The sequence below is a fragment of the Kitasatospora sp. NPDC101108 genome (assembly GCF_055584725.1).
Genome location: NZ_JBVJLM010000005.1, coordinates 210,795 through 237,751, shown reverse-complemented (window position 1 = coordinate 237,751; position 26,957 = coordinate 210,795). Strand labels below are relative to the sequence as shown.

21 protein-coding genes are annotated in these 26,957 nt (G+C 73.8%); 10 read left to right on the top strand and 11 right to left on the bottom strand.

Annotated features, from left to right (window positions below):
- The first annotated feature begins 52 nt into the window (after window positions 1–52).
- The 5 genes from ACZ6Z8_RS14130 to ACZ6Z8_RS14110 all read left to right on the top strand — a co-directional run bounded on the left by ACZ6Z8_RS14130 (window position 53) and on the right by ACZ6Z8_RS14110 (window position 11,705).
- A complete protein-coding gene (locus ACZ6Z8_RS14130) occupies window positions 53–6,112 on the top strand; it encodes an acyltransferase domain-containing protein (RefSeq protein WP_465609441.1) in 6,060 nt (2,019 codons plus the stop codon).
- Window positions 6,109–7,926: a non-ribosomal peptide synthetase gene (locus ACZ6Z8_RS14125; protein WP_465609439.1), complete on the top strand. Its 1,818-nt coding sequence runs from the start codon at window positions 6,109–6,111 to the stop codon at window positions 7,924–7,926. Before ACZ6Z8_RS14130 ends, ACZ6Z8_RS14125 begins: the two co-directional genes overlap by 4 nt.
- A gap of 61 nt (window positions 7,927–7,987) precedes the next feature.
- Window positions 7,988–9,772, top strand: coding sequence for a beta-ketoacyl synthase N-terminal-like domain-containing protein (locus ACZ6Z8_RS14120; protein WP_465609437.1), 1,785 nt, complete (start codon window positions 7,988–7,990; stop codon window positions 9,770–9,772).
- Between the two features lie 2 nt (window positions 9,773–9,774).
- The gene (locus tag ACZ6Z8_RS14115; RefSeq protein WP_465609435.1) at window positions 9,775–11,007 is read left to right on the top strand and encodes a cytochrome P450; all 1,233 of its coding nucleotides are present in this window, start codon (window positions 9,775–9,777) and stop codon (window positions 11,005–11,007) included.
- A 2-nt stretch (window positions 11,008–11,009) separates the two neighbouring features.
- On the top strand, window positions 11,010–11,705 hold the full coding sequence (locus tag ACZ6Z8_RS14110) for a formyltransferase family protein (RefSeq protein WP_465609433.1): 696 nt from the start codon (window positions 11,010–11,012) through the stop codon (window positions 11,703–11,705).
- Window positions 11,706–11,917: 212 nt separating this feature from the next.
- On the opposite strand, the gene ACZ6Z8_RS14105 is transcribed toward ACZ6Z8_RS14110, so the two are convergent.
- Entirely contained in the window at window positions 11,918–12,910 is a 993-nt protein-coding gene (locus ACZ6Z8_RS14105; protein ID WP_465609431.1) for a helix-turn-helix domain-containing protein, read from the bottom strand.
- A 199-nt stretch (window positions 12,911–13,109) separates the two neighbouring features.
- On the opposite strand from ACZ6Z8_RS14105, the gene ACZ6Z8_RS14100 reads away from it, so the two are divergent.
- Window positions 13,110–13,631 (top strand): hypothetical protein, encoded by a 522-nt coding sequence (locus ACZ6Z8_RS14100; RefSeq protein ID WP_465609429.1) that lies wholly within the window; start codon window positions 13,110–13,112, stop codon window positions 13,629–13,631.
- 144 nt (window positions 13,632–13,775) lie between these two features.
- Complete coding sequence (locus ACZ6Z8_RS14095) at window positions 13,776–14,030, top strand: hypothetical protein (protein ID WP_465609427.1); 255 nt, start codon at window positions 13,776–13,778, stop codon at window positions 14,028–14,030.
- Window positions 14,031–14,115: 85 nt separating this feature from the next.
- Here ACZ6Z8_RS14095 and ACZ6Z8_RS14090 read toward each other — a convergent pair whose 3' ends face one another.
- The 5 genes from ACZ6Z8_RS14090 to ACZ6Z8_RS14070 all read right to left on the bottom strand — a co-directional run bounded on the left by ACZ6Z8_RS14090 (window position 14,116) and on the right by ACZ6Z8_RS14070 (window position 17,843).
- A complete protein-coding gene (locus tag ACZ6Z8_RS14090; RefSeq protein WP_465609425.1) occupies window positions 14,116–14,271 on the bottom strand; it encodes a DUF6131 family protein in 156 nt (51 codons plus the stop codon).
- A 189-nt stretch (window positions 14,272–14,460) separates the two neighbouring features.
- On the bottom strand, window positions 14,461–14,766 hold the full coding sequence (locus tag ACZ6Z8_RS14085; RefSeq protein WP_465609423.1) for a WhiB family transcriptional regulator: 306 nt from the start codon (window positions 14,764–14,766) through the stop codon (window positions 14,461–14,463).
- A gap of 115 nt (window positions 14,767–14,881) precedes the next feature.
- Window positions 14,882–16,432 carry a threonine/serine exporter family protein gene (locus ACZ6Z8_RS14080; protein ID WP_465609421.1) on the bottom strand — a complete coding sequence of 517 codons (1,551 nt, stop codon included), beginning with the start codon at window positions 16,430–16,432 and terminating at the stop codon, window positions 14,882–14,884.
- Between the two features lie 143 nt (window positions 16,433–16,575).
- A complete protein-coding gene (locus ACZ6Z8_RS14075) occupies window positions 16,576–17,031 on the bottom strand; it encodes a nuclear transport factor 2 family protein (RefSeq protein ID WP_465609419.1) in 456 nt (151 codons plus the stop codon).
- Window positions 17,032–17,258: 227 nt separating this feature from the next.
- Complete coding sequence (locus ACZ6Z8_RS14070) at window positions 17,259–17,843, bottom strand: TetR/AcrR family transcriptional regulator (RefSeq protein WP_465609417.1); 585 nt, start codon at window positions 17,841–17,843, stop codon at window positions 17,259–17,261.
- Between the two features lie 230 nt (window positions 17,844–18,073).
- Here ACZ6Z8_RS14070 and ACZ6Z8_RS14065 point away from each other — a divergent pair, with 230 nt between their 5' ends.
- On the top strand, window positions 18,074–18,574 hold the full coding sequence (locus ACZ6Z8_RS14065) for an FBP domain-containing protein (protein ID WP_465609415.1): 501 nt from the start codon (window positions 18,074–18,076) through the stop codon (window positions 18,572–18,574).
- Between the two features lie 29 nt (window positions 18,575–18,603).
- Here the strand turns inward: ACZ6Z8_RS14065 and ACZ6Z8_RS14060 are convergent, their stop codons facing one another.
- From ACZ6Z8_RS14060 to ACZ6Z8_RS14050, 3 genes are all read right to left on the bottom strand, one after another.
- Complete coding sequence (locus ACZ6Z8_RS14060) at window positions 18,604–19,644, bottom strand: GntG family PLP-dependent aldolase (RefSeq protein ID WP_465609855.1); 1,041 nt, start codon at window positions 19,642–19,644, stop codon at window positions 18,604–18,606.
- A gap of 72 nt (window positions 19,645–19,716) precedes the next feature.
- On the bottom strand, window positions 19,717–20,961 hold the full coding sequence (locus ACZ6Z8_RS14055; RefSeq protein WP_465609413.1) for a cytochrome P450: 1,245 nt from the start codon (window positions 20,959–20,961) through the stop codon (window positions 19,717–19,719).
- Entirely contained in the window at window positions 20,958–22,829 is a 1,872-nt protein-coding gene (locus ACZ6Z8_RS14050) for a non-ribosomal peptide synthetase (protein WP_465609411.1), read from the bottom strand. Before ACZ6Z8_RS14050 ends, ACZ6Z8_RS14055 begins: the two co-directional genes overlap by 4 nt.
- Window positions 22,830–23,244: 415 nt before the next feature.
- On the opposite strand from ACZ6Z8_RS14050, the gene ACZ6Z8_RS14045 reads away from it, so the two are divergent.
- Both ACZ6Z8_RS14045 and ACZ6Z8_RS14040 read left to right on the top strand, forming a co-directional pair.
- Window positions 23,245–24,522 (top strand): lysine N(6)-hydroxylase/L-ornithine N(5)-oxygenase family protein, encoded by a 1,278-nt coding sequence (locus tag ACZ6Z8_RS14045; protein ID WP_465609409.1) that lies wholly within the window; start codon window positions 23,245–23,247, stop codon window positions 24,520–24,522.
- Between the two features lie 64 nt (window positions 24,523–24,586).
- On the top strand, window positions 24,587–25,240 hold the full coding sequence (locus ACZ6Z8_RS14040; protein ID WP_465609407.1) for an FMN-binding negative transcriptional regulator: 654 nt from the start codon (window positions 24,587–24,589) through the stop codon (window positions 25,238–25,240).
- Between the two features lie 75 nt (window positions 25,241–25,315).
- Here ACZ6Z8_RS14040 and ACZ6Z8_RS14035 read toward each other — a convergent pair whose 3' ends face one another.
- Both ACZ6Z8_RS14035 and ACZ6Z8_RS14030 read right to left on the bottom strand, forming a co-directional pair.
- Window positions 25,316–25,528 (bottom strand): MbtH family protein, encoded by a 213-nt coding sequence (locus ACZ6Z8_RS14035; protein ID WP_465609405.1) that lies wholly within the window; start codon window positions 25,526–25,528, stop codon window positions 25,316–25,318.
- Window positions 25,529–25,568: 40 nt separating this feature from the next.
- Window positions 25,569–26,957, bottom strand: coding sequence for a serine hydroxymethyltransferase (locus ACZ6Z8_RS14030; protein ID WP_465609403.1), 1,389 nt, complete (start codon window positions 26,955–26,957; stop codon window positions 25,569–25,571).

The window sequence follows — 26,957 nt, the reverse complement described above, 5'->3', positions numbered from 1 at the left end:
TCGGAAGTGCACCTCGACCCTCCATTCCACCTGCCCTGCCCATGGAGTCGCCATGCCCCGAGAACGTGCAGCGCGAGACCTGTCCGCCGTCACGGAATTCCTGCTCTCCCGGGTTTCCGAGCTGTTGGCCGTACCCGCGAACGCGGTGGACCGCCGGGCGCCGATGCACCGCTACGGACTGGATTCCGCCAAGTCGGTGGCCCTGGCCGCGGCCCTGGCCGAGTTCGTCGGCCGGCCCGTCCCGGCCACCTGGCCCTGGCAGTACCCGAGCGTGGAGGAACTGGCCCGCGCGGTGGTCGACGGCCCTCCTGCCGCCGAGCCCGCGCCGGACGCCGACCGCCGCACCGGCCGCCGTACCACCGCGCACGAGCCCGTCGCGGTCGTGGGCATCGGCTGCCGCTTCCCCGGCGGGCCGGACCCGGCCTCGTTCTGGCGGCTGCTGGTCGAGGGCGGCGACGCCGTCGGGCCGGTACCGGCCGCGCGGCGGGAACTGCTCAACGACCGGGTCCGCTGGGGCGGGTTCATCGACGGCATCGACCGCTTCGACCCGCTGTTCTTCGGCATCTCGCCCCGCGAGGCCGTCCAGATGGACCCCCAGCAGCGGCTGATCCTGGAACTGTCCTGGGAGGCGCTGGAGGACGCGGGCATCGCCCCGCACAGCCTGGTCGGCAGCGACACCGGGGTGTTCATGGCCTCCTGCTGGGGCGACTACGCCGCCCTGGCCCACTACCGCGGGCCCGACAGCCAGATCACCCCGCACACCGCGACCGGCATGCACGACGGCATCATCGCCAACCGGGTCTCCTACCTGCTCGGCCTCCAGGGCCCCAGCATGGCCATCGACGCGGCCTGTGCCGGATCGCTGGTCTCGGTGCACGTGGGGTGCCAGTCCATCCAGTTGGGCGAGAGCGACCTGGTGCTCGCCGGCGGCGTGAACCTGAGCTTCGTCTCCGACTACTACACCGCCATGGACCAGATGGGCGCCCTCGCCCCGGACGGCCGCTGCAAGTCCTTCGACGCCCGCGCCAACGGCTACGTCCGCGGCGAGGGCGCCGGGGTCGTCGTGCTCGCCCCGCTGAGCACCGCCCTGGAGCGCGACCTGCCGGTCTACTGCCTGATCAAGGGCAGCTCCTCCAACAACGACGGCCTGAGCAACGGCATGACGGCGCCCAACCCCCAGGCGCAGGAGAAGATGCTGCGCACCGCGTACCGCCGGGCCGGCATCGCCCCGCACCTGGTGGACTACATCGAGTGCCACGGCTCCGCGACGCCCCTCGGCGACCCGATCGAGGCCAACGCCATCGGCGCGGTGCTGGGCGGCGACCGGACGGAACCGCTGCGGCTCGGCTCGGTCAAGTCCAACGTCGGCCACCTGGAGGCGGCCGCCGGGATCGTCGGCCTGGTCAAGCTGGCGATGTCGATGCGCAACGGCGTCCTGCCGCCCAGCCTGCACTACAGCGCGCCGAACCCGCAGATCATGTTCGACGAGTACAACCTCACCGTCCAGGACCGGCTGACGCCCTGGCCGCGGCGCTCCGACGCCCGCCGGGGAGGCGTCAGCTCCTTCGGCTTCGGCGGGGCGATCTGTCACGTCGCGGTCGAGGAACTGCCGCGCCCGGAGGCCTCGTTGCTGCTGCTGGCCGCGGACTCCCGGGAGGAGCTGGCGGAACGGGCCCGGGCGCTGCGCGACGAGGGCGACCTGCGCGCGCTGTGCGCCCGCACGCCCGGCGAGGGCGCCTTCCGGCTCGCCGCCACCGCCCGCGACATGGCGGAACTCCGGGCCTCCCTGGACGCCTTCGCCGGCGGCACGGCGGCCGACGGGCTGAGCGTCGGGAAGGCGCCGGGCCGGCGGCCGCGGGTGGCCTTCCTGTTCTCCGGCAACGGCTCCCAGTGGGTGGGCATGGGCCGGCAGCTGCTCGCCGGCCTGCCGGTGTTCCGCCGGTCGATGATGCGCTCGGACCGGCGGATGCGGGAGCTGCTGGGCTTCTCGCTGGTCGACCAACTGCTCTCCCCCGACGGCCGGCTGGACGACATGGACGTCTTCCAGCCCCTGCTGTTCTCGCTCCAGGTCGCCCTGGCCGAGGCCTGGCGCTCACTGGGGGTGGAGCCGGACGTCGTGGTGGGCCAGAGCGTCGGCGAGTTCGCCGCCGCCCACGTCGCCGGTGCACTCGACTTCGACGACGCCTCCCGGCTGGCCGCCCACCACGGCCGGCTGCTCCAGCAACTGGCCGTGGGGCGCGGCGAGGGCATCGTGGTGATGACCGCCGCCGAGGAGGTCACCCCGTACCTGACCGGCGGGCTCACCCTCTCCGGCCGCAACGGCCTGCACTCCACGCTGGTCACCGGCACCCCGCAGGAGATCGACGACCTGGTCGGGCGGCTGACCGGGGCGGGCGTCACCAACCACCGGGTGCGGATGGGCCACGCCCCGCACTCCGCGCTGGTCGACCACGTCCTCGCCCCGCTCAGGTTCGAACTCGACGGCATCCGGCCCCGGACCGCCCGCGTCCCGATGATCTCGACCGTCACCGGCGAGCTCGTCGACGGCGCCGAACTCGGGCCCGACTACTGGGCGGACAATCTGCGCCGGGAGATCCGGATGGTCGACGCGCTGACCGCGCTGCGCGACCACGACGTCGACGCGGTGGTCGAACTGAGCCCGCACCCCCTGCTGTTGAAGTCGGTGTCGGAGATCCTCACCGCGACCACCCTGCCCTCGATGCGCCGCGGTGCCGACGAGGCCGCGACCCTGCTCGGCTCGCTCGGCGCGCTCTACACCGCCGGCCTGCCCGTCGCCGCCCACCCCTTCCTGGCCGGGGACCGGGGCCGGCACGCCGCGCCGAGCCTCGGGGCCGAGGCGGCCGACGGGCGGCCGCACCTGGTGCCCGTCACGGCCCGTACGGCCGAGGCGCTGGCCGACACCTGCCGGGAGCTGTCCAACCACGTCGAACGCCACCCGGGCCTGCGGGTCTCCGACCTCGCCTACACCCTGGCCGCCCGGCGCAGCCACCACGGCCACCGGATCGCGCTGCTCGCCCGCAACCGGCAGGACGTCCTGGACGGCCTGGCCCGGGTCGCCGCCGGAACGCCCCACCCCGAGGTCCTCACGGGTACGGTCTCCGGCAACGTCGACCGGCGGGTGGCCCTGGTGTTCTCCGGCGGCGGCACCCAGTGGGTCGGCATGGGCCGCGAACTGCTGCGTTCCCACGCCGGTTTCCGCAGCTCGATGGAGGCCTGCGACGAGGCCGTGCGGGCGGCCGGCGGCTGCTCGGTGCTGGAGCAGCTGGCCGCCCCGGCCGACGAGGCCCGGTACGAGGAGATGGACTTCCAGCAGCCGGTGCTGTTCGCCCTCCAGGTGTCGCTGGCCAAGGTGTGGCTCGGCCTCGGCATCGAGCCGACCGCCGTGGTCGGGCACAGCCTGGGCGAGGTCGCGGCCGCCTGCGTGGCCGGGGCGCTGTCCCTGGAGGACGCCGCCCGGGTCGTGGTCGCCCGCTCGCACCTGCTGGAGCGCGAGGCCGCCGTGGGCGCGATGATCTCGGTCGACCTGCCGGAGGCGGAGCTGCTGCCGCGGCTCGCCCCGTACGCCGAGCACGCCGCCGTCGCCGTGGTCAACAGCCCCACCAGCGCGGCGGTCTCCGGCTCCCCCGGGGCGATCGACGCCCTGGAGGCCGAGCTCAAGCGGGACGGCGTCTCGGTCCGGCGGATCCGGGTCGAACGGCCGGTGCACAGCCCGGGCATGGACCCGCTGATCCCGCCGCTGCGCGCGGCCCTCGACGGCATCACCCCGCTGCCGTCCGGCCTCGACTTCCACTCCACGGCGGTGGCCGGGGCGGTCAACCCGACGGCCGACGTCGACTACTGGGTGCACAACCTGCGCAACCAGGTCCGCTTCGCCGAGACCATCGGCGCGCTGGTCGACCAGGGCGTCGGCACCTTCGTCGAGATCGGCCCGCACGAGACGCTGCGCGGCGCGGTCGAGGAGATCGCCCTGACCCGCGGTGCCCGGGTGCACGCGGTCAACTCGCTGCGGCGCGAGGAGAGCGACCTGCGCTGCCTGCTGGGCGCCGCCGCCTCGCTGTTCGTCCGGGGCCTGCCGCTGACCTTCGACGGGCTGTTCGCCGACGACGTCGAGGCGGTGGAGACGCCGCTCGTCCAGTGGCAGCGGGAGCGGTACTGGATCGACACCGAGCTCCGCGCCCCGGCCGCCGGGCCCGCGCCCGTGGCCGCACCGGTGCCGGTCGCCGTGGCCGCGCCCGAGGCCCGGCCGGTGGAACAGCAGCCGGCGGAGAGCCGTCCGGTGGCGGAGGTCGTCCTCGCCGAGCTGGCCGACGCGCTGGGCGTGCCGGTGGGCCGGTTCGACCCGAACGCCAGCCTGCTCGACTTCGGCCTGGACTCGATGCTGGCGATCCGGCTGGTCAACAGGCTGCAGTCGCTGTTCGGGCACCGGGTGTCGCCGGTGGTGTTCCTGGACGGCCGGGCCATCTCCCAGGTCGTCGGCCACTTCGTCGAGCTCACCGCCGGACCGCCCGCCGCGCCGGAGCCGGTGCGGCCCGCCGCGGCTCCGGCTCCCGTGACGGTCCCGGCTCCGGCGCCGGTGGCGGCCGTCGGGGCGTCGCCCGCCCCGGTGCTCCCGGACTTCCTGGCCGAGCTGTCCGAACTGGACGCCGAGGAACTGCTCGACGAACTGGACGCCCGCGGCCTGCTGGAGGCCACCGACGCCCCCGCCCTGGAGCAGCTGCGCGCCGAGGGCCTCGGCCTCGAACTGGCACCCGCCTCGCACGGCCAGGCCTCGCTCTGGTTCATGCAGATGGTCTCGCCGGACGCCGTGCCCTACAACTTCATGGTGACGGCCAGGATCCGGGCCGCGGTCGACGAGAAGGCCCTGGAGCGCGCCGTACGGGCCGTCATGCTGCGCCACCCGGCGCTGCGCACCCTCTTCGTGGAGGCCGGCGGCAGCCCGTACCAGGTGATCCTGGACGAGCCGGTGTACGAGTTCCTGGTGGTGGACACCTCCGGCCTGGACGACGAGCAGGCCCGCGAGGAGCTGGCCCGGCACGGGCACCGGCCGCTGGACCTGGACAACGGGCCGCTGGTGCGGGTCGTCCTCCTGACCCGCGGGCCGGCCGACCACTACCTGCTGGTGCTCGTCCACCACATCGCCTCGGACGCGGCCTCGGCCGACGTCATGATCCGCGAGCTCCAGGAGTACTACGAGGGCGCCGACCCGGCCGCCGGCCCGCCCGTCGCCCCGTACACCGAGTTCGTCGCCCGGGAGCGGCAGTGGCTGGCGAGCCCGGCGGCCGACGCGGCGCTGGACTGGTGGTCGGAGAAGCTGGCCGATCCGCCCGCCCATCTCGACCTGTCCGCCAAGGAGCGGCCGCCGGGCGTCACCTACGAGGGCCGCGACCTGGCGTTCCGCTGGAGCGCCGAGGAGACCCGTCTGCTGCGGGAGTTCGCGGTGCGCGAGGGGGTGTCGATCAGCACCGTCGTCCTCGCCGGGTTCTTCGCCACGCTCAACCGGGCGGTCGGCACGGAGGACTCGGTGCTGGCCACCGCCATCGCCCAACGGGCCGAGCCCGGCTGGGAGTCCGCGATCGGCTACTACCTCAACACCGTGCTGGTCCGGGCGAACCCGGCCGCCGACCGCAGCTTCCGCGAACTGCTGCGCGAGGTCCACGCGTTCTCGCTCGGCCTGCTGGAGCACATGAACTACCCGCTCGACCTGCTGGCCTCCCAGCTGAAGCCGCCGCGCGCCGAGGGCCGCTCCCCGTGGTTCGACGTGGTGGTGAACTGGCTGTCCTCGGACGCCTTCCCCCGCTCCGTCAAGCTCTTCCACGGCGTCGGCAGCACCCTCACGCCCGACGGCGCCCTGCCCCTGGAGCCGCTCCAGGTGCGCAGGCACCTCGCCAAGTTCGACCTGGAGATCTCGATGGCCGACATCGACGGCGAGGTGGCCGGCCACGTCCAGTTCAAACCGAGCTACCTGGAAAGGCACACCGTGACCGCACTGCTCGCGCTGTACCGCAACGTGCTCTTCGACTCGATCGCCCGACCCGACCTGCCCCTCGGCGAGCTCGCGCCGACCGGCCTGCCCGAGGGGACGGACCGGTGACCGCGACCCTGCACTCGGAGTTCCTGGAGCAGGCGGCCAAGAGCCCCGACGCGACCGCGGTCTACTCCGACGCCGGAGTCCTGACCTACGGCGAACTCGAACAACGCTCACGGGAGTTGGCCGAGCAGCTGGCCGCCGCCGGCGCAGCGCCGGGAGTCCCGGTCGGCATCTGCGTCGAGCGCACCCCCGACCTGCTGGTCGGCATCCTGGCTGCCCTGCGCACCGGCGCCTGCTACCTGCCGCTGGACCCCAACTACCCCGCCGACCGGCTGACCTTCATGGTCCAGGACAGCGGCGCCCGGCTGCTGCTCACCACGCCCGCCTCCCGGGCCGCCTGCCCGCCCGGCCCGACCGTGGTGGTGCTGGGCGACACGGTGACCACCGAGCCCGGCGCCCGGCCCGTACCGGCGGTGCCCGAGGACACCGCGTACGTCATCTACACCTCCGGATCCACCGGCCGGCCCAAGGGCGTGGCCGTCCGGCACAGCGGCTGCACGGCGATGCTCGCCGAGCTGGACCGGGTCCTGGAGGGCTGCGACCTGAGCGGGATCTCGGCGGCCAGCTCGGTCTGCTTCGACATGTCCGTGATGGAGATCTTCAACGCGCTGTGCCGCGGCGGCGCCGTCGTCCTGGTCGAGAGCGCGGTGCACCTGGCGGAGAGCCGGTACGCCGACCGGATCACCCACCTGAACGTCGTCCCTTCCGTCATGAACGGCCTGCTGGACGCCGGGGCCCTGCCGCCCAACGTGCGCTCGGTGGTGTTCGGCGGCGAGGCGCTGCGCCGCAAGCTGGTGGACCGGACGTACCGGGAGACCGGCGCCGAGCGGGTGTTCAACGCCTACGGCCCCACCGAGGGAACCGTGTTCTGCTCCTTCGGGCCCGTCCCGGCGGACGGCGCCGGCGAGCCGACCATCGGCCCGCCGACGACCAGGGTCTACGTGCTCGACGAGCAGCTGCGGCAGGTGCCGGCCGGTGCGTCCGGCGAGCTCTACCTCGGCGGCCCCGGGCTGGCCCACGGCTACGTCAACCGCCCGGACACCACGGCCGAACGCTTCCTGCCCGACCCCTTCCGCGACGGCGAGCGGATGTACCGCACCGGGGACGTCGTCGAGTTCACCGACGGCGGCGAGCTGCGCTTCCTCGGCCGCACCGACCACCAGGTCAAGCTGCGCGGCTACCGGATCGAGCTGGAGGAGGTCGAGGCCCGGCTGACCGCCTGCCCCGAGGTCCGGGAGGCCGCCGCCGTCGTCCGGGGCAACCGGCTGGTCGGCTACGTCGTGCCCGCGGGCGAGGGCGCCGCGCCGGACGGTCCCCGGCTGGACGCCGCGCTGCAGAGCGCCGTGACCGGCCGGCTCGCCGTCGAACTGCCCGACTACATGGTGCCCGCGACGCTCGTGCTGCTGCCCGCCCTGCCGCTCGGGCCCGGCGGGAAGCTCGACCGCAACGCGCTGCCCGAGCCGCCGGCCGCCGGAACGGGCGGGCCGCTGACGGCCGCGAGCACGCCGACCGAGGTGGCGCTGTCGGAGATCTGGGGCCAGCTGCTGGGCCTCGAACCCTCTGCGATCGACGTGCAGTCCGCCTTCTACGACCTCGGCGGCGACTCGCTGCTGCTGGTCCGGCTGGCCCGGCTGATGACCCGCCGCTTCGAGCGCCGCGTCCGGGTGCCCGACCTCTTCAGCTTCCGCGACATCTCCTCCCTCGCCCGATGGCTCGACGACGAGAGCGGTGCCACCCCCGAGGTGGTCCGGTCGGCCCGCGAACGCGCCGGCGCCCGCCGCGCGGCACTGCGCGGACGCGGCGGCGCGGGCCGCTGAGCCGCTGAGCCGCTGAGCCGCTGAGCCACCCTCACTCGACAACGGAGCAGGAGCCCCTCCCATGACCGACAGCCCCCAGCAGGAGTACGACCCGGGCGACGTGGCCGTCATCGGCATGTCGCTACGGGCGCCCGGAGCGCGCACCAAGGAACAGTTCTGGGACAACCTCGTCCACGGCCGGGAGTCCATCTCCTTCCTGGCCAAGGACGACATCCACGTCGACGAGACGCTGATCCACAGCCCGTTCTACGTCCGGGCCTGCGGCGTGCTCGACACCTACGACAAGTTCGACCCGTCGGTGTTCGGCATCAGCGACCGGATGGCGGCCGCGATGACCCCGGAGAACCGGCTGTTCCTGGAGAGCGCCTGGGAGTCGCTGGAGGACGGCGGCTACGACCCGGACCGGCTCGGCGCCGAGATCGGCATGTACGGCGCCAACAACCCGCAGACCGCCGCGCTCTACAGCTCCCCGCCGGACCGGGTGTCGGTCGGTCCCGAGGCGATCGAGGCCAGCCTGGCCTGGTCGCCGGACACCATGACCTCCAACGCCCTGTACTACATGGGCCTCACCGGCGAGGCCGTCACCGTCGCGGCCGTCTGCGCGGGCTTCCACTACGCGGTGCACCTGGCCTGCCAGTCGCTGCTGCTCGGCCAGACCGACATGGCGATCGCCGGCGGCGCGATGGTCCGGCTGCCGCACCCGCGCGGCCACCTGTGGGAGGAGAACCGCATCCTGTCGAAGGACGGCCACTGCCGCCCGTTCGACGCCAACGGCACCGGCACCGCGCTGTCCAGCGGAGTCGTCACCGTGCTGCTGAAGCCGCTGAACCACGCCGTCGCCGACCGCGACCACATCTACGCCGTGGTCAAGGGCTCGGCCGTCAACAACAACGGGGTCAGCGCGATGGCGTACGGCCTGGCCCAGCCCGAGCGGCTGAGCGCCTGCATCGCGAGCGCCATGGAGGTCGGCGGCGTCGCCCCCGAGACCGTCTCCATGTACGAGGCCAACGGGCTCGGCCTGCCGATGACCGACGAGCTCGAAGTGCACGCGGCGAGCATGGCGTTCGGGAAGCAGACCGCGACCACCTCGATCGGCGGGGTCAAGGGCAACGTCGGCCACGGCGGCGTGGTCTCGGGCGGCTTCGGCGCGATCAAGGCCGCGCTGGCCCTGTACCACCGGAAGCTCCCGGCGACGATCAACCTGACCGAGGTCAACCCGGACCTCGACTTCCCCGGCACCCCCTTCGTGCCGCAGCTCGAAGGGGCCGACTGGGAGCCGGAGGCGGGCATCCGCCGGGCCGGCATCACCTCGATCGGCGGTGGCGGCTACAACGCCCACCTGCTGCTGGAGGAGGCGCCGACGCCCGCCGGGCGCACCCCCGAGGCCGAGGGCCGGCCGCGGCTGGCCACCCTCTCCGCCCTGGACGACGACGCCCTGGCCCGACAGCGCGCGCGGCTCCGCGACCGGCTGGAGGCGGATCCCGGACTCCGGCTGGACGACGTCTGCTTCAGCCTCAACCTCGGCCGCAAGGTGATGCCCCGCCGCTGGGCGGCCGTGGTCCGCAGCCGCGCCGAGCTGATCGCCGCGCTGTCCGAGGACGTCCCCCGCGGCCCGGCCACCACGACCGCCGCCGCCCCGCCGACCGACCCCGACGGCTTCTCCCGCACCGACCACGGCATCGTGCCCGCCGGCCGGGACGAGCGGGCGCTCGCCGAGCTGGCCGCCGCCTGGGTCACCGGCAGCCAGGTGGACTTCGCCGCCCTGCACCGGGGCGAGGCCAGCCACCGGGTGCCACTGCCCACCTATCCGTTCCGGCCCCGCCGGTTCTGGCGCACGGACTGGTGAGCATGAGCGCACCGGCACCGGCACCGGCCACCGTGGACCTGGGCGACCCGGCCACCTTCGCCGACCACGACCTCGACGGGTTCTGGCGCACCCTGCGGGACACCGCCCCCGTGCACTGGAACCCGCCGGTCGACGGCCGTCGCGGCTTCTGGGTGCTCTCCCGCCACGAAGACATCCTGACCACCTACCGGGACAACCGGAACTTCACCTCCGAGCGCGGCAACGTCCTGGTCACCCTGCTGGGCGGCGGCGACGCCGGGGCCGGCCGGATGCTCGCCGTCACCGACGGGCACCGCCACCACGAGCTGCGCAAGATCCTCCAACGGGTGCTCTCCCCACGCGTGCTGGACGAGGTCGCCCGGACCGTCCGGGCCAACACCCGGCGGTGGATCCGCGAGGCCGTCGAGTCCGGCGGCTGCGACTTCGCGCAGCAGATCGCCGCCCGGATCCCGATGACCACCGTCTCCAGCCTGCTCGGCGTACCCGAACAGGACCAGGACCACCTGCTCGGACTGACGAAGGCGGCGCTGTCCGCGGACGACGAGGACGTCGACGAGGTCGACTCCGAGATGGCCCGCAACGAGATCCTGATGTACTTCATGGACCTCGTCGAGGAGCGGCGCGAGGCCCCCGGCGACGACGTGATCAGCATGCTGATCGCCAGTGCGATCGACGGCGTGCCGCTGACCGACGAGGACGTGGTGCTCAACTGCTACAGCCTGATCATCGGGGGCGACGAGACCAGCCGGCTGACGATGATCGACTGCGTCCGCACCCTGGCCGCCCGGCCCGGGGAGTGGCGGCGCCTCAAGCGGCACGACGTCGCCGTCGACACCGCCGTGGACGAGGTGCTGCGCTGGGCTTCGCCCACCATGCACTTCGGGCGCAGCGTCGTCCGGGAGACCGAACTGCACGGCGTACGGCTGCGGCCCGGCGAGATCGTCACCCTGTGGCACGCCTCCGGCAACCGGGACGAGCGGGTCTTCGACCGGCCCGGGGTGTTCGACCTCGGCCGTACCCCCAACCGGCACCTGGCCTTCGGCTACGGCCCGCACTTCTGCGTCGGCTCGTACCTGGCCAAGGTGGAGATCGCCGAACTGCTCACCGCACTGCGGGACTTCACCACCGGGTTCGAGCAGACCGGCGAGGCGCTGCCGATCAGGTCCAACTTCCTGACCGGCTTCTCCACGCTGCCGGTGCGGTTCGAACCCGACCCCGCCGGGTTGAAGGAGTGAGGATGCACATCTACCTGTCAGGGCAGGGCGCGTTCGCGGTGCAGGTCGCGGAGGCGCTGCTGGACGAGGGGCACAAGATCGTCGGTGCGGCCGCGCCCCGGCTGCGCAAGGGGCAGTCCGACGAGGGCAACGCGATGTGCTGGGACCGCCTGCGCTCCTGGGCGTACCCCCGGGACATCCCCTGGACGGATTCGGAGGAACTGCGCGCCCGGCACGTCCCGGACGGGGTGGACATCATCCTCGCCGCGCACTCGCACGCCTTCCTCGGCCGCCAGACCCGCGCCCGGGCCGCCGTGGCGGCCATCGGCTACCACCCCAGCCTGCTGCCGCTGCACCGCGGCCGGGACGCGGTCCGGTGGACGATCCGCGACGGCGACAAGGTGACCGGCGGGAGCGTCTACCACCTCACCGAGCGCACCGACGGCGGCCCGATCGCCGCCCAGGAGCACCTGTTCGTGCCCCCGGGCTCGACGGCCCGGAGCCTGTGGCGCGACCACCTGGCGCCGCTCGGCGTGCGGCTGCTGGTGAAGGTGGTCAACGACCTCGCCGCGGACCGGCGGATCGAGGTCCCCCAGGACGAGTCGCTGGCCACCTGGGAGCCCGCCATGGGCGCGCCGCCGCTGTTCAAGCCCGAGCTGATCGCCCTGCCGGGAACGGCGCGGGTCGACGGCAGCCGGTGGGCGCTGCACGAGGGGTGAGGCCCCGGACGTGCCGACCGGCCGGACCGGTCGGCACGTCCGGTTTCGTCGTGGTGACCCGCGGCTTCGTTCCCGTCGCTGCGCCGCGGGCCCAGACGTCCCGGCTGCTGCGCGCCGCCGGGAGCGACACCGTCTTCGAGATCCTCCCGGCCGATGACGCGGCCTGATCGCGCACGGTCCGCGGGCGGCGCCCGGTCCCGCACGTGCGGCACTCAGTCCCGCCGGCGCAGGGTCTCCCCCGGCGTCCGCCGGTACGCGGCGCGGTACAGGCCGGCGAAGTGGCCGGGGTGGGCGAAGCCCCAGTGCATCGCGATCCCGGTCACCGTGGCGGTCGCCGGGTCCGCGGCCAGCAGGTCCCGGTGGGCCGCGTCCAGCCGCACCCGGCGCAGGTAGCCGAGCGGGGTGGTGTCCAGGTGCCGGCGGAAGGCGTACTGCAGGGCCCTCGGGGTGACGAAGGCGGCCGTGGCGATGTCCGCGAGGGACACCTCCCGGTCGGCGTTCGCCTCGATGAAGGCGATCGCCCGGCGCAGGGCGCCGGGTGTGGCGTCGGTCCGGTCGGCGGGGACGGGGTCGGTGCGCCCGGTGTGGGGCAGGGCCACCAGGGCCGCCGCCGCCAGGTGCTGGGCGGCGGTGGAGACCAGCAGCTCGCTCTCGCAGGCGGCCGGGTCGGCCAGCACGTGGTCGCGCACGTAGGCGACCGCGGCGCCCAGCTGCCGGTTCGCCGCCTCGCTCACGGGCCGGAGCCCGGTCAGCCGCACCGGGGCGTTCCCGTCGCCGCCGGCCGGCGCCACGGCGTCCAGCAGCGCGGTGTCGAACATGGCGATGGTGTAGCGGGCCGATCGGACCTCACCGCGGTACGGGGCGTCCGGCGGGGCGACCAGGAAGGTCTCGCCGGGGCCGAAGACCTGCTCCCGGTCCGTCCCGTCCGCCCCGCTCAGGTCGGCGACCGTGCCGGAGTGGATGCTGAGCAGGCACACCCGGCCGAGGCTCCCGGCGTCGTAGGCCATGTCGTAGCCGAAGGACAGCCGGTCCACGCTGAGCGAGCCCGCCGACCTGCGGCTGATCCGGGTCCTGGCGTCCGCCACCGACTTGCCGATCCGCATCGGCGTGTAGGCGGTGGACAGGAACTCCTCCGTGGCCTCCGCGCTCGTACTGTCGAAGGACAGCTCCTCCACCGTCATCGCCACCCGTCCGTCTGCATCCATGCCGGCCTGCGTGAACGTGCCGAGGCTACGCGCCCCTCGACGCGACCGAAAGCCGGTCACCGGTTCCGGGCCGGACCGGCTTCGTTCGGGCGGCCTTCCGGGCGGGTCACTTCGTTCCCGGAGCTGCGGGCGCTCACGACGGTGCACCACGGTGGGAGCAGCGCCTGCCCTGGCGCCGTTCCCCACCGAGAGGGCCGCCATGACCCCGCGCAACACGCCGTCCGCCCGCCACCCCCGCCCGGGTCCGGGCATGGGTGCGCAGGTCGCGGCGCTCGCCGCGGAGGCCGAACGACAGTTCCGGGACGGCCTGTGGGATCTCGCCGCGCATGACGCCGCGCTGGCCCGGAAGACCGCCGAGGGCCTCGCGCAGGCGCTCGGGGCCGAGGCCGGGGCGGAGCCGCTGCCCGTCATGGACCGCCTGGAGCACCTGCGCGAGGCGCTCGCCGTCCTCGCCCTCGGCATCGCCCGTACCCACGGGCAGCTGGCCTGGTTCCTCGCCCGGGCCAGCACCGTGCTGGCGCCCGTGCTGTCCTGGCGTTCCCTGCCCGCCGAGCGGCGGCAGGCCTTCGGCACCGTGGTGCCGGGCCCCGAGGAGCTCGCCGACGCCGAGGGCGCCGTACGACGGCTGCAGGAGGCACTCGTCCGCACCGGCACCGCGGCCGATCTCCAGCCGAGGCCCGGGTCGGCGGTGGACGGCCTGGAGCCGGACGCCGTCGCCTGACCGGGTGGATTCCGGCGCGTGGTCACCGGGCGCCCGGTTCGGGACCGGGTTTCGGGGCACCCGTCTGGTCGTCCGTTCGCCGACGACCCGGACGGACCCGGGCAGGCCCGGACAGGCCCGGACAGCCTCGAAAGGGAGGAACCCATGACCACGCGCGACGAGAACGGGACCCAGCCGGACGAACCGGCCCAGGAACGGTCCGCCGAGGAACGTTCGATCACTGCCCCCACCCCGGCGGATGTCCGGGAGAAGGCGCGGGGGCAGGTCGGGGACCGGGAGCGGTCCGCCGAGGAACGCTCGATCACGGCCCCCACCCCGGCCGACGTCCGCCGCAAGGGCGGCACGGACGGTGACGACGAGGAACCGGAACCGCCCGCGGCGGACGCCGTGGCGCCCTGAGTCGGGGCCGTCCTCGGGAGGACGTGAACGCGCTCGCGCCGGTACGGACGGCAGGTCCGTACCGGCGCGAGTGCGTTCCAGCCGGTCAGTAGTAGTGGCGGCGGCCGCCGACCGCGTGTCCGACCGCCCCCAGGATCCACAGGATCAGGCCGATGACGACCAGGACGATGCCGATCGTCCACAGAATCGAAATCCCGAGCAGGAAGCCGACGATGAGCAGGATGACGCCGAGGATGATCACGATGTCCTCCCTGAGGGTCGTGGGGACGGAGGTCGGGAAGGCCGGCTGCGGCGCACGGCGTCGGAGCCGCCCCTGGGCGGCGGAGCCGTCACTTCTCCGACCGTGCCCATGAGCCGCGTCTACCGCCGCACGGGACAACCAAACCCGCGACCGGCCTCCGACCTGGGTCGGCGACGCTCAGCGCGCTCGTCAGGCGGCCGTCGGGGTGGCATCGGCGGTGAACAGGGCGCGGCGCTCCGCCGCGGTCAGCCCACCCCGGACGCCGTACGGCTCCCGCACCGCGAGCGCGTGCCGGCGGCACTCCACCCGGACCGCGCAGCCCGCGCAGACGGCCTTCGCCGCCTCCTCCCGTTCCTTGGCGTCCTTCGCCGTGATGCGGCGCGCGGGGGCCGGGAGGAAGGGGGCCGCGCCCTCGGAGGTGTGGCAGGCACCTCCTGGCTGGGGGCTCCGGTGGCGCGCGGGGGCGGCGGGCAGCGGGCGGGAGAGGTCGGCCACGGCGGATCCTTCCGATCGGGGTCGTTGCCCCACTCCTCTAACCGCGTCCCGCGCGTTCATGCGCGCTCCGGGCGTACGGATCCCGTCGGCGGGCCGGCCGCGCGCCGGGCGGAGCTCAGCGGCGGTGGCGGCCCCCGCGTCGGCGGGCGGGCGGGGGCGCCCCGGTGGCCGGGAGGAACAGCCGGGCCGCCTCGCGGCCCAGGTTCACGCCGATCGCGAGGGCCATCGCGGTGGCCGTGGCCCGCCCCAGGCCGCTGAGCCCGGTCTCCGGTTCGCCCCGGACGAAGGCCAGCAGCCCGAAGTACAGCAGCGAACCGGGCAGCAGCGGTCCCAGGGCGGCGGTGACGAACGGCAGTGCGGAACTGCCCCGGTAGCGGGCCATCAGCTGGCCGGACAGGCCCACCAGCACGGCGGCCAGCCCGGTCGCCATGATCGGCTCCCCGCCGGCGTCGACCAGCACGGCGTACGTCGTCCAGCCGGCCGTGCTGTTGATCAGGACGGCCGGCAGCGTGGCCGCCTCGGTGTTGAGCAGCACCGCGAAGGTCAGGGCGAGCAGGATCGCCGCGGCCAGCTGGAGCGGCGGGTTGGACAGCGAGGTCGGCACGCTCTGGGCGGCGAGGTCGGCGCCGTTGTTGACGCCGAAGTAGAGCACCGTCATCACCCCGACGACCACGCCCGCCAGCAGGTACACGACTTCCAGCAGCCGGGCGGCGGCGGTGAGGTAGAAGCCCGCGAGGCCGTCCTGCACCGCCGCCACCATCGGCCAGCCGGGCAGCAGGGCGTACAGCCCGCCGGTGATCACCACGGAGCCGCGCAGGTGCAGCTGGTTGAAGGACATCAGGATGCCGACCACCGCGGCCGGGGTCGCGGCCGCCGCGATCCGGTAGAACTCCGGCAGGTCGTGCCGCCCCACCAGCGCCGCCAGCCGGTGCCCGGCCATCGCCGCCACCACCGCGCTGACGAACACCAGCCAGGCCCGGGCGTCGGACCGGCCGCCGATCAACAGCGTCGCGACCCCGGCCAGCAGGCCGGCGGACAGCACCATCGCCCAGGCCGGGTAGTGGCGGGAGTGCCGGCGCACGGCCCGCAGCCTCCGGTGGGCGGCGTCCACCGCGAGGCCGCCCGCGGTGATCTGGGTGACCAGCCGGAACAGCGCGGCGAGCCCCGCGTAGTCGCCGGCGGGGTGGTGCACCGTCCGCTCGGCCGTCACCGGCGGCTCCCCGGGGCCCTGCTGGTAGGAGATCGCGACCCGGGTGAAGGTGACCTGGGGATCGCAGGGCCCGGCCCGGTACGTCCGCGCCACGGCGAGCATCGCCGCCTCGACCCCCTCCGCCGCCTCTCCGCAGGCCAGCATCAACTCACCCACCAGCAGCGCCAGATCCACCGCCGCGGCCACCTCGGCCGGGCCCGGCAGACCGTCGGCGTCGCGGTGGCCGCCACCGACCAGCGGGCGGGCGGAGGTCGGGGTGCGCAGCAGCGGCAGCATGAGGTCGGGCCAGCGCACCGCCGGATCGACGTCCCCCCCTGGCTCCGGCGGCCCGGGTGGTCTCCAGGAACCGCCCTCCTCGGCGTCGGCGGCCTCGCCGCGTCCGCCCTGCGGCGGCACCCGCCGACCGGCCGGGCCCTCCGCCTCGGCCCGCGCGCCCCGCTCCTCGTGTTCCGGCATCGTCGCTCCCTGCATCACCCCCCACTCGGCTACCTCTCGCACCCTGTCGACTACCCGCTGTCATTGATTCGTGAACGTCACGCCCGGCGCACGCCCGCCCGGTTCGCGCCCTACCGGGCGCCGACGGCGGCCGGCGCAGGCGCTCAGCCGTCCTGGCCGCCCGTCAGTGCGGCGATCAGTTCGGGGATCCGGCCCAGCGCCGCGGCACCGGCGATCGGGTTGCCGTAGTCGCGGGAGTGCACGATCAGGCCGTCGCGGACGGTGATCCGCATGACGTAGCGGGAGGCGAAGTCCCTGCCGGTCGCCGTCGCGGTGCCCAGGAGCCGGTACTCGGCGAAGATCACCTCGGGGTCGTCGCTGCGGGTGATGACGACGTCCGAGGAGCCGGTGAACCGGCGGAGCCCGGCGGCGCGGTGGAAGCCGGCGCGCAGCGCCTCGCGGCCCCGGGTGGCGGCCGGAACGCCCGGCGGGGCGAACGGCATCTCCACGACGACGTCCTCGGCGTAGCTGTCGGCCACCGCGTCCCAGTCGTTGTTCACCGAGGCCTCCAGGAAGCGCTGGAAGACCTCGACGGCGGACTGCTGTTGCTGCTCGGACATCGGAACTCCCGTACTGATCGGAGAAAGTGGGGGAAGGCAGGGGGCGCCGCCGGGAATGCCCGATCAACCGGAACGACCGCCCCGTTTCGAATATACGGAACGCCCGCCCCGGTTGTCCACGGTGCGGTCCGGGCAGCACGAAGCGCCCCAAGTGCCGGAACGGCAGGTGGGGTTGGGCAATGACGGGATCCGCCCGCGGCGCGGCCGCGGGTCAGCGGGTCAGCGGGTCAGCGGGCCGAGCCTGCCCGCAGTCCGTCGCACAGGACGGTCAGCACGCGCTCCATCAGCGGTCGGTCGCCCGGCTCCCGGTTCCCCGCCAGGACGACGCCGCGCAGCAGCGCCATCAGCGCGTCGATGTCGATGTCCGAGCGGACGGCGCCGACCAGCTGACCCCGCGCCAGCAGGTCCTCGATCGCCGACCGCAGCTCGCGGTTGACCTCGGCCAGGTTCGCCGAGACGTCGACGCCGGCGCCCGCGAGCGCGTCGATCAGGTCCTTCTTGGCCGCGCTCTCCCGCGTCAGGTGGGTGATGAACTCGAAGAGCGCCTCGTCGTCCCGCCCGGCGCCGGCCAGTTCGCGGCCCAGCCGCACCAGGCCCTCCATCCGGTTCAGGATGACGGCGTCGAACAGCGCCTCCTTGGTGGGGAAGTGCCGGTACACCGTCCCGGCGCCGACCCCGGCCCGGCGGGCGATCTCGTCCAGCGGGACCAGCAGGCCGTCGGTGGCGAAGGCGGCCTGCGCGGCCTCCAGCACCCGGGCCCGGTTGCGGCGCGCGTCGGCGCGCATCGGCGCTGCGGACTCCTGGCGCTTCACGGCTGCTGCTCTCTCCTCCGGCGACCGCTACGAGTTCGGTCGGACGGATCGGAACGGCGGCCCCGTTCACCGTACGACGCCGGTCCGCGGTCGGTCAACGAACCGCAACCGCCCGAGCTGCAGGCCGGCTCGGGCTGACTGCCGCCTACGGACACAGAGGTCTCCTCTGCGCCGGTGGATTTCGGGGAGGGCGGGGGTCTCCCGCCCGGAGGTCAACTAGGCTCTGACGGATGCGTCCACTTGCCGAGAACGAGATTCGTGAGTCCTTCGTCAACTGCTCGAAGGGGGAGGCGCGCAGGCTCAGCAGTCCCCGCAACCTGCCCGAACTCCCCTGGGACGACCTGGACTTCCTGGGCTGGCGGGATCCGGGCGCGCCCGACCGCGGCTACCTGGTCGCCCTCCGGGGCGACGGCCTGGTGGGGATCACGCTGCGCGCGCCGAACGTCCGGCGCAGCCTGACCAAGACCAACGTCTGCTCGCTGTGCATCACCATCCACGGCGGCAGCGGGGTGGCACTGCTCTCCGCCCGGCGGGCCGGTGCGGCCGGGCGCGAGGGGAACACCGTCGGCACCTACATCTGCGCGGACCTCGGCTGCTCGCTGTACGTGCGCGGCAAGCGCCGGTCGGCCTCGGTGAGCCGGCCGGAGGAGTCCCTGACGCTGGAGGAGCAGGTCTCCCGTACGGTCGCCAACCTGGACGCGTTCGTGGAGCAGGTGCTGCGGACGGCGTGACCCGCCGCCCGCGGCGCCCCGGCGGCCGTTCAGCCGGCCGTCGGGCCCTCCTTGAGCACCCTGGCCACGATGCCGACGGCGGCGTCCACGTCCTCGGCGCCCACCCCGTTGTGGACCACCGCGCGGATCCGGCCGTGGCCGAACTCGGTGACCGCCAGGCCGTGTTGCTCCACCGAGGCCAGGAAGGTGCGCCAGGTGAAGCGCTCGTCGGTGACCTTGAAGATCACGATGTTGGTCTTGACCGTGTCGAGGTCCATCTCCACGCCGGGGATCAGCGCCAGCCCCTCGGCCAGCCGCCGGGCGTTGGCGTGGTCCTCGGCGAGCCGGTCCCGGGTGTCCAGGGCGACCAGGGCGGCGGCCGCCAGCAGCCCGACCTGGCGCATCCCGCCACCGAGCATCTTGCGCAGCCGGCGGACCTTCCCGACGAACTCCGCGCTGCCGGCCACCATCGAGCCGACCGGCGCGCCCAGGCCCTTGGAGAGGCAGAACTGCACCGAGTCGACGTGCGCGGTGATCTCCGAAACCTCGACCCCGGCGGCGATCGCCGCGTTGACCACCCGGGCGCCGTCCAGGTGCACCGCGACCCCGCGCTCGTCCGCGAAGCGGCGCACCTCGGCCAGGTAGTCGAGCGGCAGCACCACGCCGCCGCAGCGGTTGTGGGTGTTCTCCAGGCAGATCAGCGAGGGCAGCGCGAACTGCGGGTCGTCCGGGTCGGCGGGGAAGGCGGCGGCGAGGTCGGCCGGCGCGATCGTGCCGTCCGGCTGGTTCGGCACCGGCTCGTAGACGACCCCGCCGCAGACCGAGGCGCCGCCCGCTTCGTACAGCCAGATGTCGCTCTCGCTGCCGACCACGGCCTTGGTGCCGCGCGGCGCGTGGGCCATGATCGAGGCCAGGTTGGCCATGGTGCCGCTGGGGAAGAAGCAGGCCGCCTCCTTGCCGGTCAGTTCGGCGGAGCGGCGTTCGAGCTCGTTGACCGTCGGGTCCTCGCCGTAGACGTCGTCGCCGAGCTCCGCCTCGGTCATCGCGGTGAGCATCTCGGGCGTCGGCAGTGTGAAGGTGTCACTGCGCATCTCGATCACGGCGGGAGGGTCCTCTCGTTGCGTGGTGCGTCGTTTCTCGGGTGCCCGGGTCCGGGCGGGCGGTCAGCGCAGCCGGGCGGTCACCGGCAGGTGCTTGATCCCGGCGATGAAGTTGGAGGCCAGGTGCTCGACCGGGCCGGCCGGTTCGAACCGCTCCACCAGTTCGGTGACCTCGGTGAAGAACTCGGCCAGGGCGATCCGGGCGAGCGGGGCGCCGACGCAGTAGTGCGGCCCGAACCCGAAGGCGACGTGCCGGTTGGGGGTCCGGGCGACGTCGAAGCGGTACGGCTCGTCGAAGACGCTCTCGTCCCGGTTCGCCGATCCCAGCCAGGCGACCACCGCTTCCCCGGCCCGCACCGGTTCGCCGCCGAGCCGGGTGTCCTCGGTGGCGTAGCGCATGGCGTGGGTGGCCGGGGAGGCCCAGCGCAGGCCCTCCTCGACGGCGGAGGCGACGGTGGCCCCGCCGTCGAGCACCTTCCGGTACTGCTCCGGGTGCTCCAGGAAAGCGTTCACCGTGGTCGCGATGACGTGCGGGGCGGTGACGTTGGCGCCGAGCAGCAGGTTGTAGCAGTTGTAGATGACCTCGTCGAGCCGGATCGTCCGGTCCCCGACGGTGAGCTGCTGGAGCAGGCCGATCAGGTCCTCGCGCGGGGTGCGCGCGGCCGCCACCTCGGCGAAGTAGTCGAAGAGTTCGTGGTGGGCGGAGACCAGCTGGTGGCCGCCCGGGTCGTCCCGGGAGGACGGGTCGGCGGGGGCGATCGCGACCGTGGTGAGCCTGGCCAGTTCGGGCCAGTCGGCCTCGGGCAGGCCCATCAGGGCGCCGGTGAACATCATCGGGAAGGCGGTCACCGCCGCCGCGAGGTCCCAGGGTTCACCGCCCGTCAGGGGTTCCAGCAGCAGCCGGGCCATCCGGCGGACGGCCGGGCGGCGGGCGGCGAGTTCGCGCGCGGAGAGCGCCTGGGCGACGGGCCGGCGCAGGTAGCCGTGGACGGGCGGGTCGCTGGCGACCATCATCCGGTCGGCCGCCGGGTCCTGCTCGCCGAGGACGGACAGCATGTTGCCGCGCCGGGAGGTGTACCGCGCGTGGTCGCGCAGGACGGTGCTGGTCTCGGCGTGCGTGGTGACGGAGACGTAGGTGCGGCCGCTGGGCACCGCGAGCCTGGTCACCGGGGCCCTGTGCCGGTAGTGCCGCCAGACGGCGTGCGGGTCCCCGGTGGCGTAGAAGTGGGGGTCGCTCAGGTCGACGTGCTCGGGGTCGACCCGGTCGGTGCCGTGCTCCCGCGTGTCGCCGGGGGCGGTGATCCTCACTGCGCGGCCTCGGTGGCGGACGGTGCCGTTGCAGGGCTCGGCACCGGTGCAGCGGCCGGGGCCGACCGGGCATCGGCGGCCGGCTCCGGCCGCTGGGCCCTGATGTGTTCCGCCAGGCCGGCCACGGTGGGATTGCGGTAGAAGGCCCGGGCCCGGATCACCGCCCCGAACTCGGCGGCGATCTCCCGGGTGATCCGGCTGGCGGTCAGCGAGTGCCCGCCGAGGTCGAAGAAGTCGTCGTCGACGCCGACCGGTTCGACGTCCAGGATCTCCTGCCAGAGCACGGCGAGCCGGCGCTCGATCTCGTCGCCGGGCTCGCGGTAGGGCACCTCGCCGTCCGGGCGGCTGCGGCCGCGCCGGGCGGCGAGGGCGGCCCGGTCGACCTTGCCGTTGGCCTTGAGCGGCAGCCGGTCGACCCAGACCAGGGCGGAGGGGATCATCGTGGCCGGGAGGTCCTCGGCCAGCCCCCGGCGCAGCTCCACCGAGGAGACGGCGTACGGGCCGCTGTAGAAGGCGACCAGCCGGCGGTCGCCGGGGCCGTGGTCCTGGAGGACGACGGCGGCGTCCCGGACGTCCGGGTGGCGGCGCAGCCGGTCCTCGATGTCCTCGGACTCGATCCGGACGCCGTTGACCTTGAGCTGGCCGTCGGCGCGCCCGGCGAACTCGAAGACGCCGTCGGCGGCCCGCAGGGCGAGGTCCCCGGTGTCGTACATCCTGGCCCCGGGGGTGCTCGCGTACGGGTCGGGGAGGAAGCGGTCGGCGGTCAGACCGGGCAGTCCGAGGTAGCCGTGGGCGAGGCCGGCGCCGTTGACGAAGAGCCGGCCGACGGTGCCGTCGGGCACCGGCTCCAGCCGCTCGTCGAGGACGACCATGCCGGTGCCGTCGATCGGCCGGCCGATCGGGACGCCGCGGGCGCCGAGGGGTTCGCGGACGGGGTGGGTGCTGGTGAAGGTGGTGTTCTCGGTGGGGCCGTAGGCCGCCGAGAGCAGGGTGCCGGGCAGGGCGGCGGCGGCGCGGTCGACCAGTTCGGCGGAGAGCACCTCGCCGCCGGTGTACAGCGCGCGCAGGGCGGGCAGCTCGGTCAGGCCGACCTCCACCGCCTGGTGGAACAGGGCCGTGGTGAGGAACAGCACGGTGGTGCCGGTGTCGCGGACGGTCTTGACGATCTCCGCCGGGCCGAGCCGGCCGGCCGGGGCGAGGGCCAGGCAGCCGCCGTTCAGCAGGGCGCCCCAGATCTCCAGGGTGGAGGCGTCGAAGGCGACGGGGGCCAGCTGGAGGAAGACGTCGTCGGCCCGGGCGCCCAGGAACGCGGCGTCCAGCACCAGGCGCAGCACGGCCCGGTGCGGCACGCAGACGCCCTTGGGGCGGCCGGTGGAGCCGGAGGTGTAGGCGACGTAGGCGAGGTCCTCGGGGGTCTGCTCGACCGGGGGCGCCGAGGCCTCGGCGCCCGGGTCCTCCTGGACGTCCAGGTACGGGAACTCCCCCTCCACCGCGGGGCGTCGCGCCGCGTCGGTGACCACCAGCGCGACCTCGGCGTCGCCCAGGACGGTGCGCAGCCGGGCGACCGGGTCGCCCGGGTCGACGGCGACGTACGCGGCGCCCGCCCTGAGGATGCCGAGCAGGGCGACGACCAGCCGGGGCGAGCGCTCCAGCAGCACGCCGACCCGGTCGCCGCGCCGCACACCGCGCCCGCGCAGCCGAGCGGCGAGGGCGTCGGCCGCCGCGTCCAGTTCGCCGTAGCGGAGGTCTCCGGCCTCGCTGCGGACGGCGGTCGCCTCCGGGGAGGCCGCCGCGACGGCGGAGAAGCGGCTCGCGAGGGTCCATCCCCGCGGGGGATCCGACTCGGTCGTGCTCGGTGATTCCACCATGGTGCGGTCGCGGATCCCTTCGCGCGAAACCTTGGCCTTGTCGGTCCTTGACGAGAAGTCAGTGAATGGAGTTCGTATTGCCGGTAACGAACTCTTTTGCCGAGTCGTCGACTTGGGGTACGTCTATGCCCACCTTCGAACGCTTCGGATGCTATTGAGCGTGACGATGCGCCGTCAAGAGTGAACCGGATCGGTGTCCGGCAGGAAGGCCAACTCCCCACCCACGATCGGGATTTCCCCCAATTGCTTGCACTGCCGGTGGGGCAGCTCCTACTGTCATGTAGTGATCAGGAACCGCGGCAACGTGCTGCCCTGACCACCGCCATCGGTCGACCGGACCGATCGTCGACGCAGACAGGCCATCCCCAAAAGGGAGAGAGCAGGGAAGTCCGTGGGTGAGCGGCAACGTTCCGGCGTGGTCGCCGGAACCGGCATCGTCGACGTGGCCGGAATCGGCTTCGGCCCCTCGAACCTGGCCCTCGCGGCCGCCATCTCGGAGATCGCCGGCGAGGCACCGGTGAGCGCGCGCTTCTTCGAGGCCCAGCCGCGGTTCGGCTGGCACCGGGGCATGCTGATCGAGGGCGCGACCATGCAGGTCTCGTACCTCAAGGACCTGGTGACCATGCGCAACCCGACCAGTCCGTACTCGTTCCTGTGCTACCTGCAGGCCAGGGGCCGGCTCGCGGACTTCATCAACACCAAGTCCTTCTACCCGCTGCGCGTGGAGTTCCACGACTACCTGGAGTGGGTCGCGGAGAGCTTCGCGGACCTCGTCTCGTACGGGTCGCGGGTGGTGTCGGTCGAGCCGGTCACCGGCGAGCAGGGGGTCGAGTTCCTCGACCTGTTCTTCGTCGCCCCCGACGGCACCCGGCAGGTCCAGCGCGCCCGCAACCTGGTGATAGCCGCCGGCATCGAGCCGCGGCTGCCCGCCGACCTGCCCGCCTCACCGCGGATCTGGCACACCGCCGAGTTCCTGCCCGAGGTGGAGCGGATCGCCCCGCAGGACCCGCGCTCCTTCGTGGTGCTGGGCTCGGGCCAGAGCGCCGCCGAGGCGATCGAGCACCTGCACGCGCGCTTCCCGCGGGCGCAGGTCCACTCGGTGCACGGCCGGTACGGCTTCAGCGTCGCCGACGACAGCCCGTTCGCGAACCAGGTGTTCAACCCCGAGGCGGTGGACCGCTTCCACACCGCGCCCGACGGCGTCCGGCAGCGCCTCATCGATTATCACGCGTCCACCAACTACTCGGTGGTGGACGCCGATCTCCTGCACTCGCTGTTCCGGCAGGCGTATCTGGAAAAGGTGGCCGGAAATCCCCGGCTGAATTTCCACAACGTCTCCCGGGTACGCGAAGTGTCGGAAACTCCGGACGGCCTGCGGATCGACGTCGAATCGATGTCCTCGGGCACCAGCACCGTCATCGAGGCGCAGGCGCTGGTGTGCGCGACCGGGTACACCCGCACCGATCCGGTCGTCTTCCTGGACGGTCTGCTGCCGCACTGCGGGCTGGACGAGGAGGGCCGGCTGCGGCTCGACCGGGAGCACCGGGTGGTGACCGACGAGAGCGTGCGCTGCGGGATCTACGTCCAGGGCTTCGGCGAGCACAGCCACGGGCTCTCCGAGACCCTGCTGTCCCTGTCCGCGGTCCGGGCCGGCGAGATCGGCGACATGCTCGTCAAGGCGCTGTCCGGCTGACCCCCGGCGCCGCCCATCCGCTGATCCCGCTGACCCGCTGACCCGCTGACATTGAGGAGGACGAGTGTTCACGCCGAAGCTCTACCAGGTGGACGGGGACGACTGGCCGCTGCGGATCATCGAGCGGCATCCGCTCGCGGTGCTCGTCAGCAACGGGGAGCCGGTGCCGAACGCCACCCACGTCCCGGTGATCGCGCCGCCGGACGCCGAACCCGGGGGCGCCCTGCCGGGCATGCGGCTGTGGACCCACCTGACCCGGGCCAACCCGCACTGGCAGCAGCTGGCCGCCGACGGCGGCGGCCCGGCCAAGCTCGTCTTCCACGGCCCGAACGGCTACGTCACGCCGACCCTGTACTCGGCCGACATGGTCGCGCCGACCTGGAACTACGTGGCGGTCCACCTGGAGGGCACGGTCGAACTGGCCGACGGCGACGAGACCCTGGCGATCGTCCACACCACCGCGCAGACGCTGGAGAACCGGTTCGGCGACAGAATGGCGCTCGCGCCCTCGCTGGAGTACCACCGGCAGATCGTCGGCGCGGTCGGCGGCCTCTTCTTCACGGTGACCAAGGTCGACGTGATGTTCAAGCTGAGCCAGGAGAAGGACCCCGAGGTCCAGCAGCGGGTGCTGGACCGGTTCGCCGCCAGCGGCTCGGGGCTGCACCGCGAGGTGGCCGACACCATGCGCGCCCTGAGGCTGGGCAGCGGCGCCGAGTGAGCCGAGGTCCGGCGCACCAGGAGGCCCGGGGCGGTTCCCACCGCCCCGGGCCTCCGGCGTCGTCCGCCGGGCCGGTCAGCCCCGGGCGGTCTCCATGGCCCGCCGCAGGCTCAGCGGCCGCATGTCGGTCCACACCCGGGACACGTGGTCCAGGCACTCCTGGCGGGTTCCCTCGAAGCCCTCCGCCCGCCAGCCGGCCGGGACGTCCCGCTCGGCCGGCCAGACGGAGTACTGCTCCTCGTCGTTGAGGACCACCAGGTGCCGGCGGTCGTCGTCGAGTTCGCTCATGTGCGTGTCCTTCCAGGAACCTGGGCGCTTTTCGGGCGGCCTAGGTGGTGGTGTATCCGGGCAGGGGGAACTTGGCCGCCAGTTCGGCGACCTGGGAGGAGACCGAGTAGCGGACGTCGTCGGGCAGTTGGTAGCCGCGCGGGCCGAGCGGGGTGACGGCGGACAGCACGGTGTCGATCAGCTCGGCGCAGCGCGCCGCCTCGGCCCCGGACATCCCGCGGTGGGCCGCGCTGTTGGAGCCGAGCCGGACGCCGCCGCCGACCAGCGGCGGGGTGGTGTCGCCCGGCACCCGGTTCTTGTTGACCACGATCCCGCACTCCTCCAGCGCCTCCTCGGCCACCAGGCCGCTGAGGCCGCGGGCGCGCAGGTCCACCAGGACGGTGTGGTTGTCCGTCCCGCCGGAGACGATCGGGTAGCCGCGCTCGGCGAGTTCGGCGGCCATGCCGCGGGAGAAGGCGACGATCCGCTCGGTGGTGGCCGCGAAGGCCGGGGTGGCCACGATCGCCAGGGCGCGGGCCTTCGCCGCGATGCTGTTGAGCGCCGGGGCGCCCTGGTAGTACGGGAAGATCGCGCGCTGGAGGAAGGCGGTGAGGTCGCCGCTGCCCTTCGGCGCCGGGGCGTCGTGGTCCCGGCCGACCAGGATCAGGCCGCCGCGCGGGCCGAACAGCTGCTTGTGGGTGCAGGCGGTGGTGATGTGGGCGTGGTCGACCGGGCTCGGGTGCAGGCCGGTCGCGACCAGACCGGCGACGTGCGAGATGTCGGCCATCAGGTAGGCGCCGACCTCGTCGGCGACCGCCCGGAAGCGGGCGAAGTCGACGATCCGGCTGTAGGCCGTCGCCCCGCAGATGATCACCTTGGGGCGGTGTTCCCGGGCCAGTTCGGCGACCTGGCCGTAGTCGATCAGCCCGTTCGCGTCCAGCCCGTAGCCGACGGCGTCGAAGTACTGCCCGGCGTACGCGGCGGGGCTGCCGTGGGTCAGGTGGCCGCCCTCGGCCAGGTTCATCCCGAGCAGGGTGTCGCCCGGGTCGAGCAGGGCGGAGAGCACCGCGTAGTTGGCGGTGGTCGCCGAGTGCGCCTGGACGTTGGCGTAGCGGGCGCCGAAGACGCTGAGGGCCCGCTCGATCGCCAGGCTCTCGATGTCGTCGATGACGCCGCAGCCGGCGTGGTAGCGGCGGCCGGGGTAGCCCTCCGCGGTCACGTTCACCGCGGTGGAGGCCTGGGCGGCCAGCACCGAGGGGTCGACCACGCTGGAGGAGGCGACCAACGACAGGGTGGCGTTCTGCCGGGCCTGCTCGCGGGCCAGTACGCGGTGGAGCACCGGGTCGTCGAGGGCGAGCCGCTCGGCGCCCGCGGCCAGCAGGTCGCGCACCGGATCCTCGGCGTCGTCGGTGTCCTCCGCGGCGTGGCCGGGGGCGGGTAATGCTGTCAT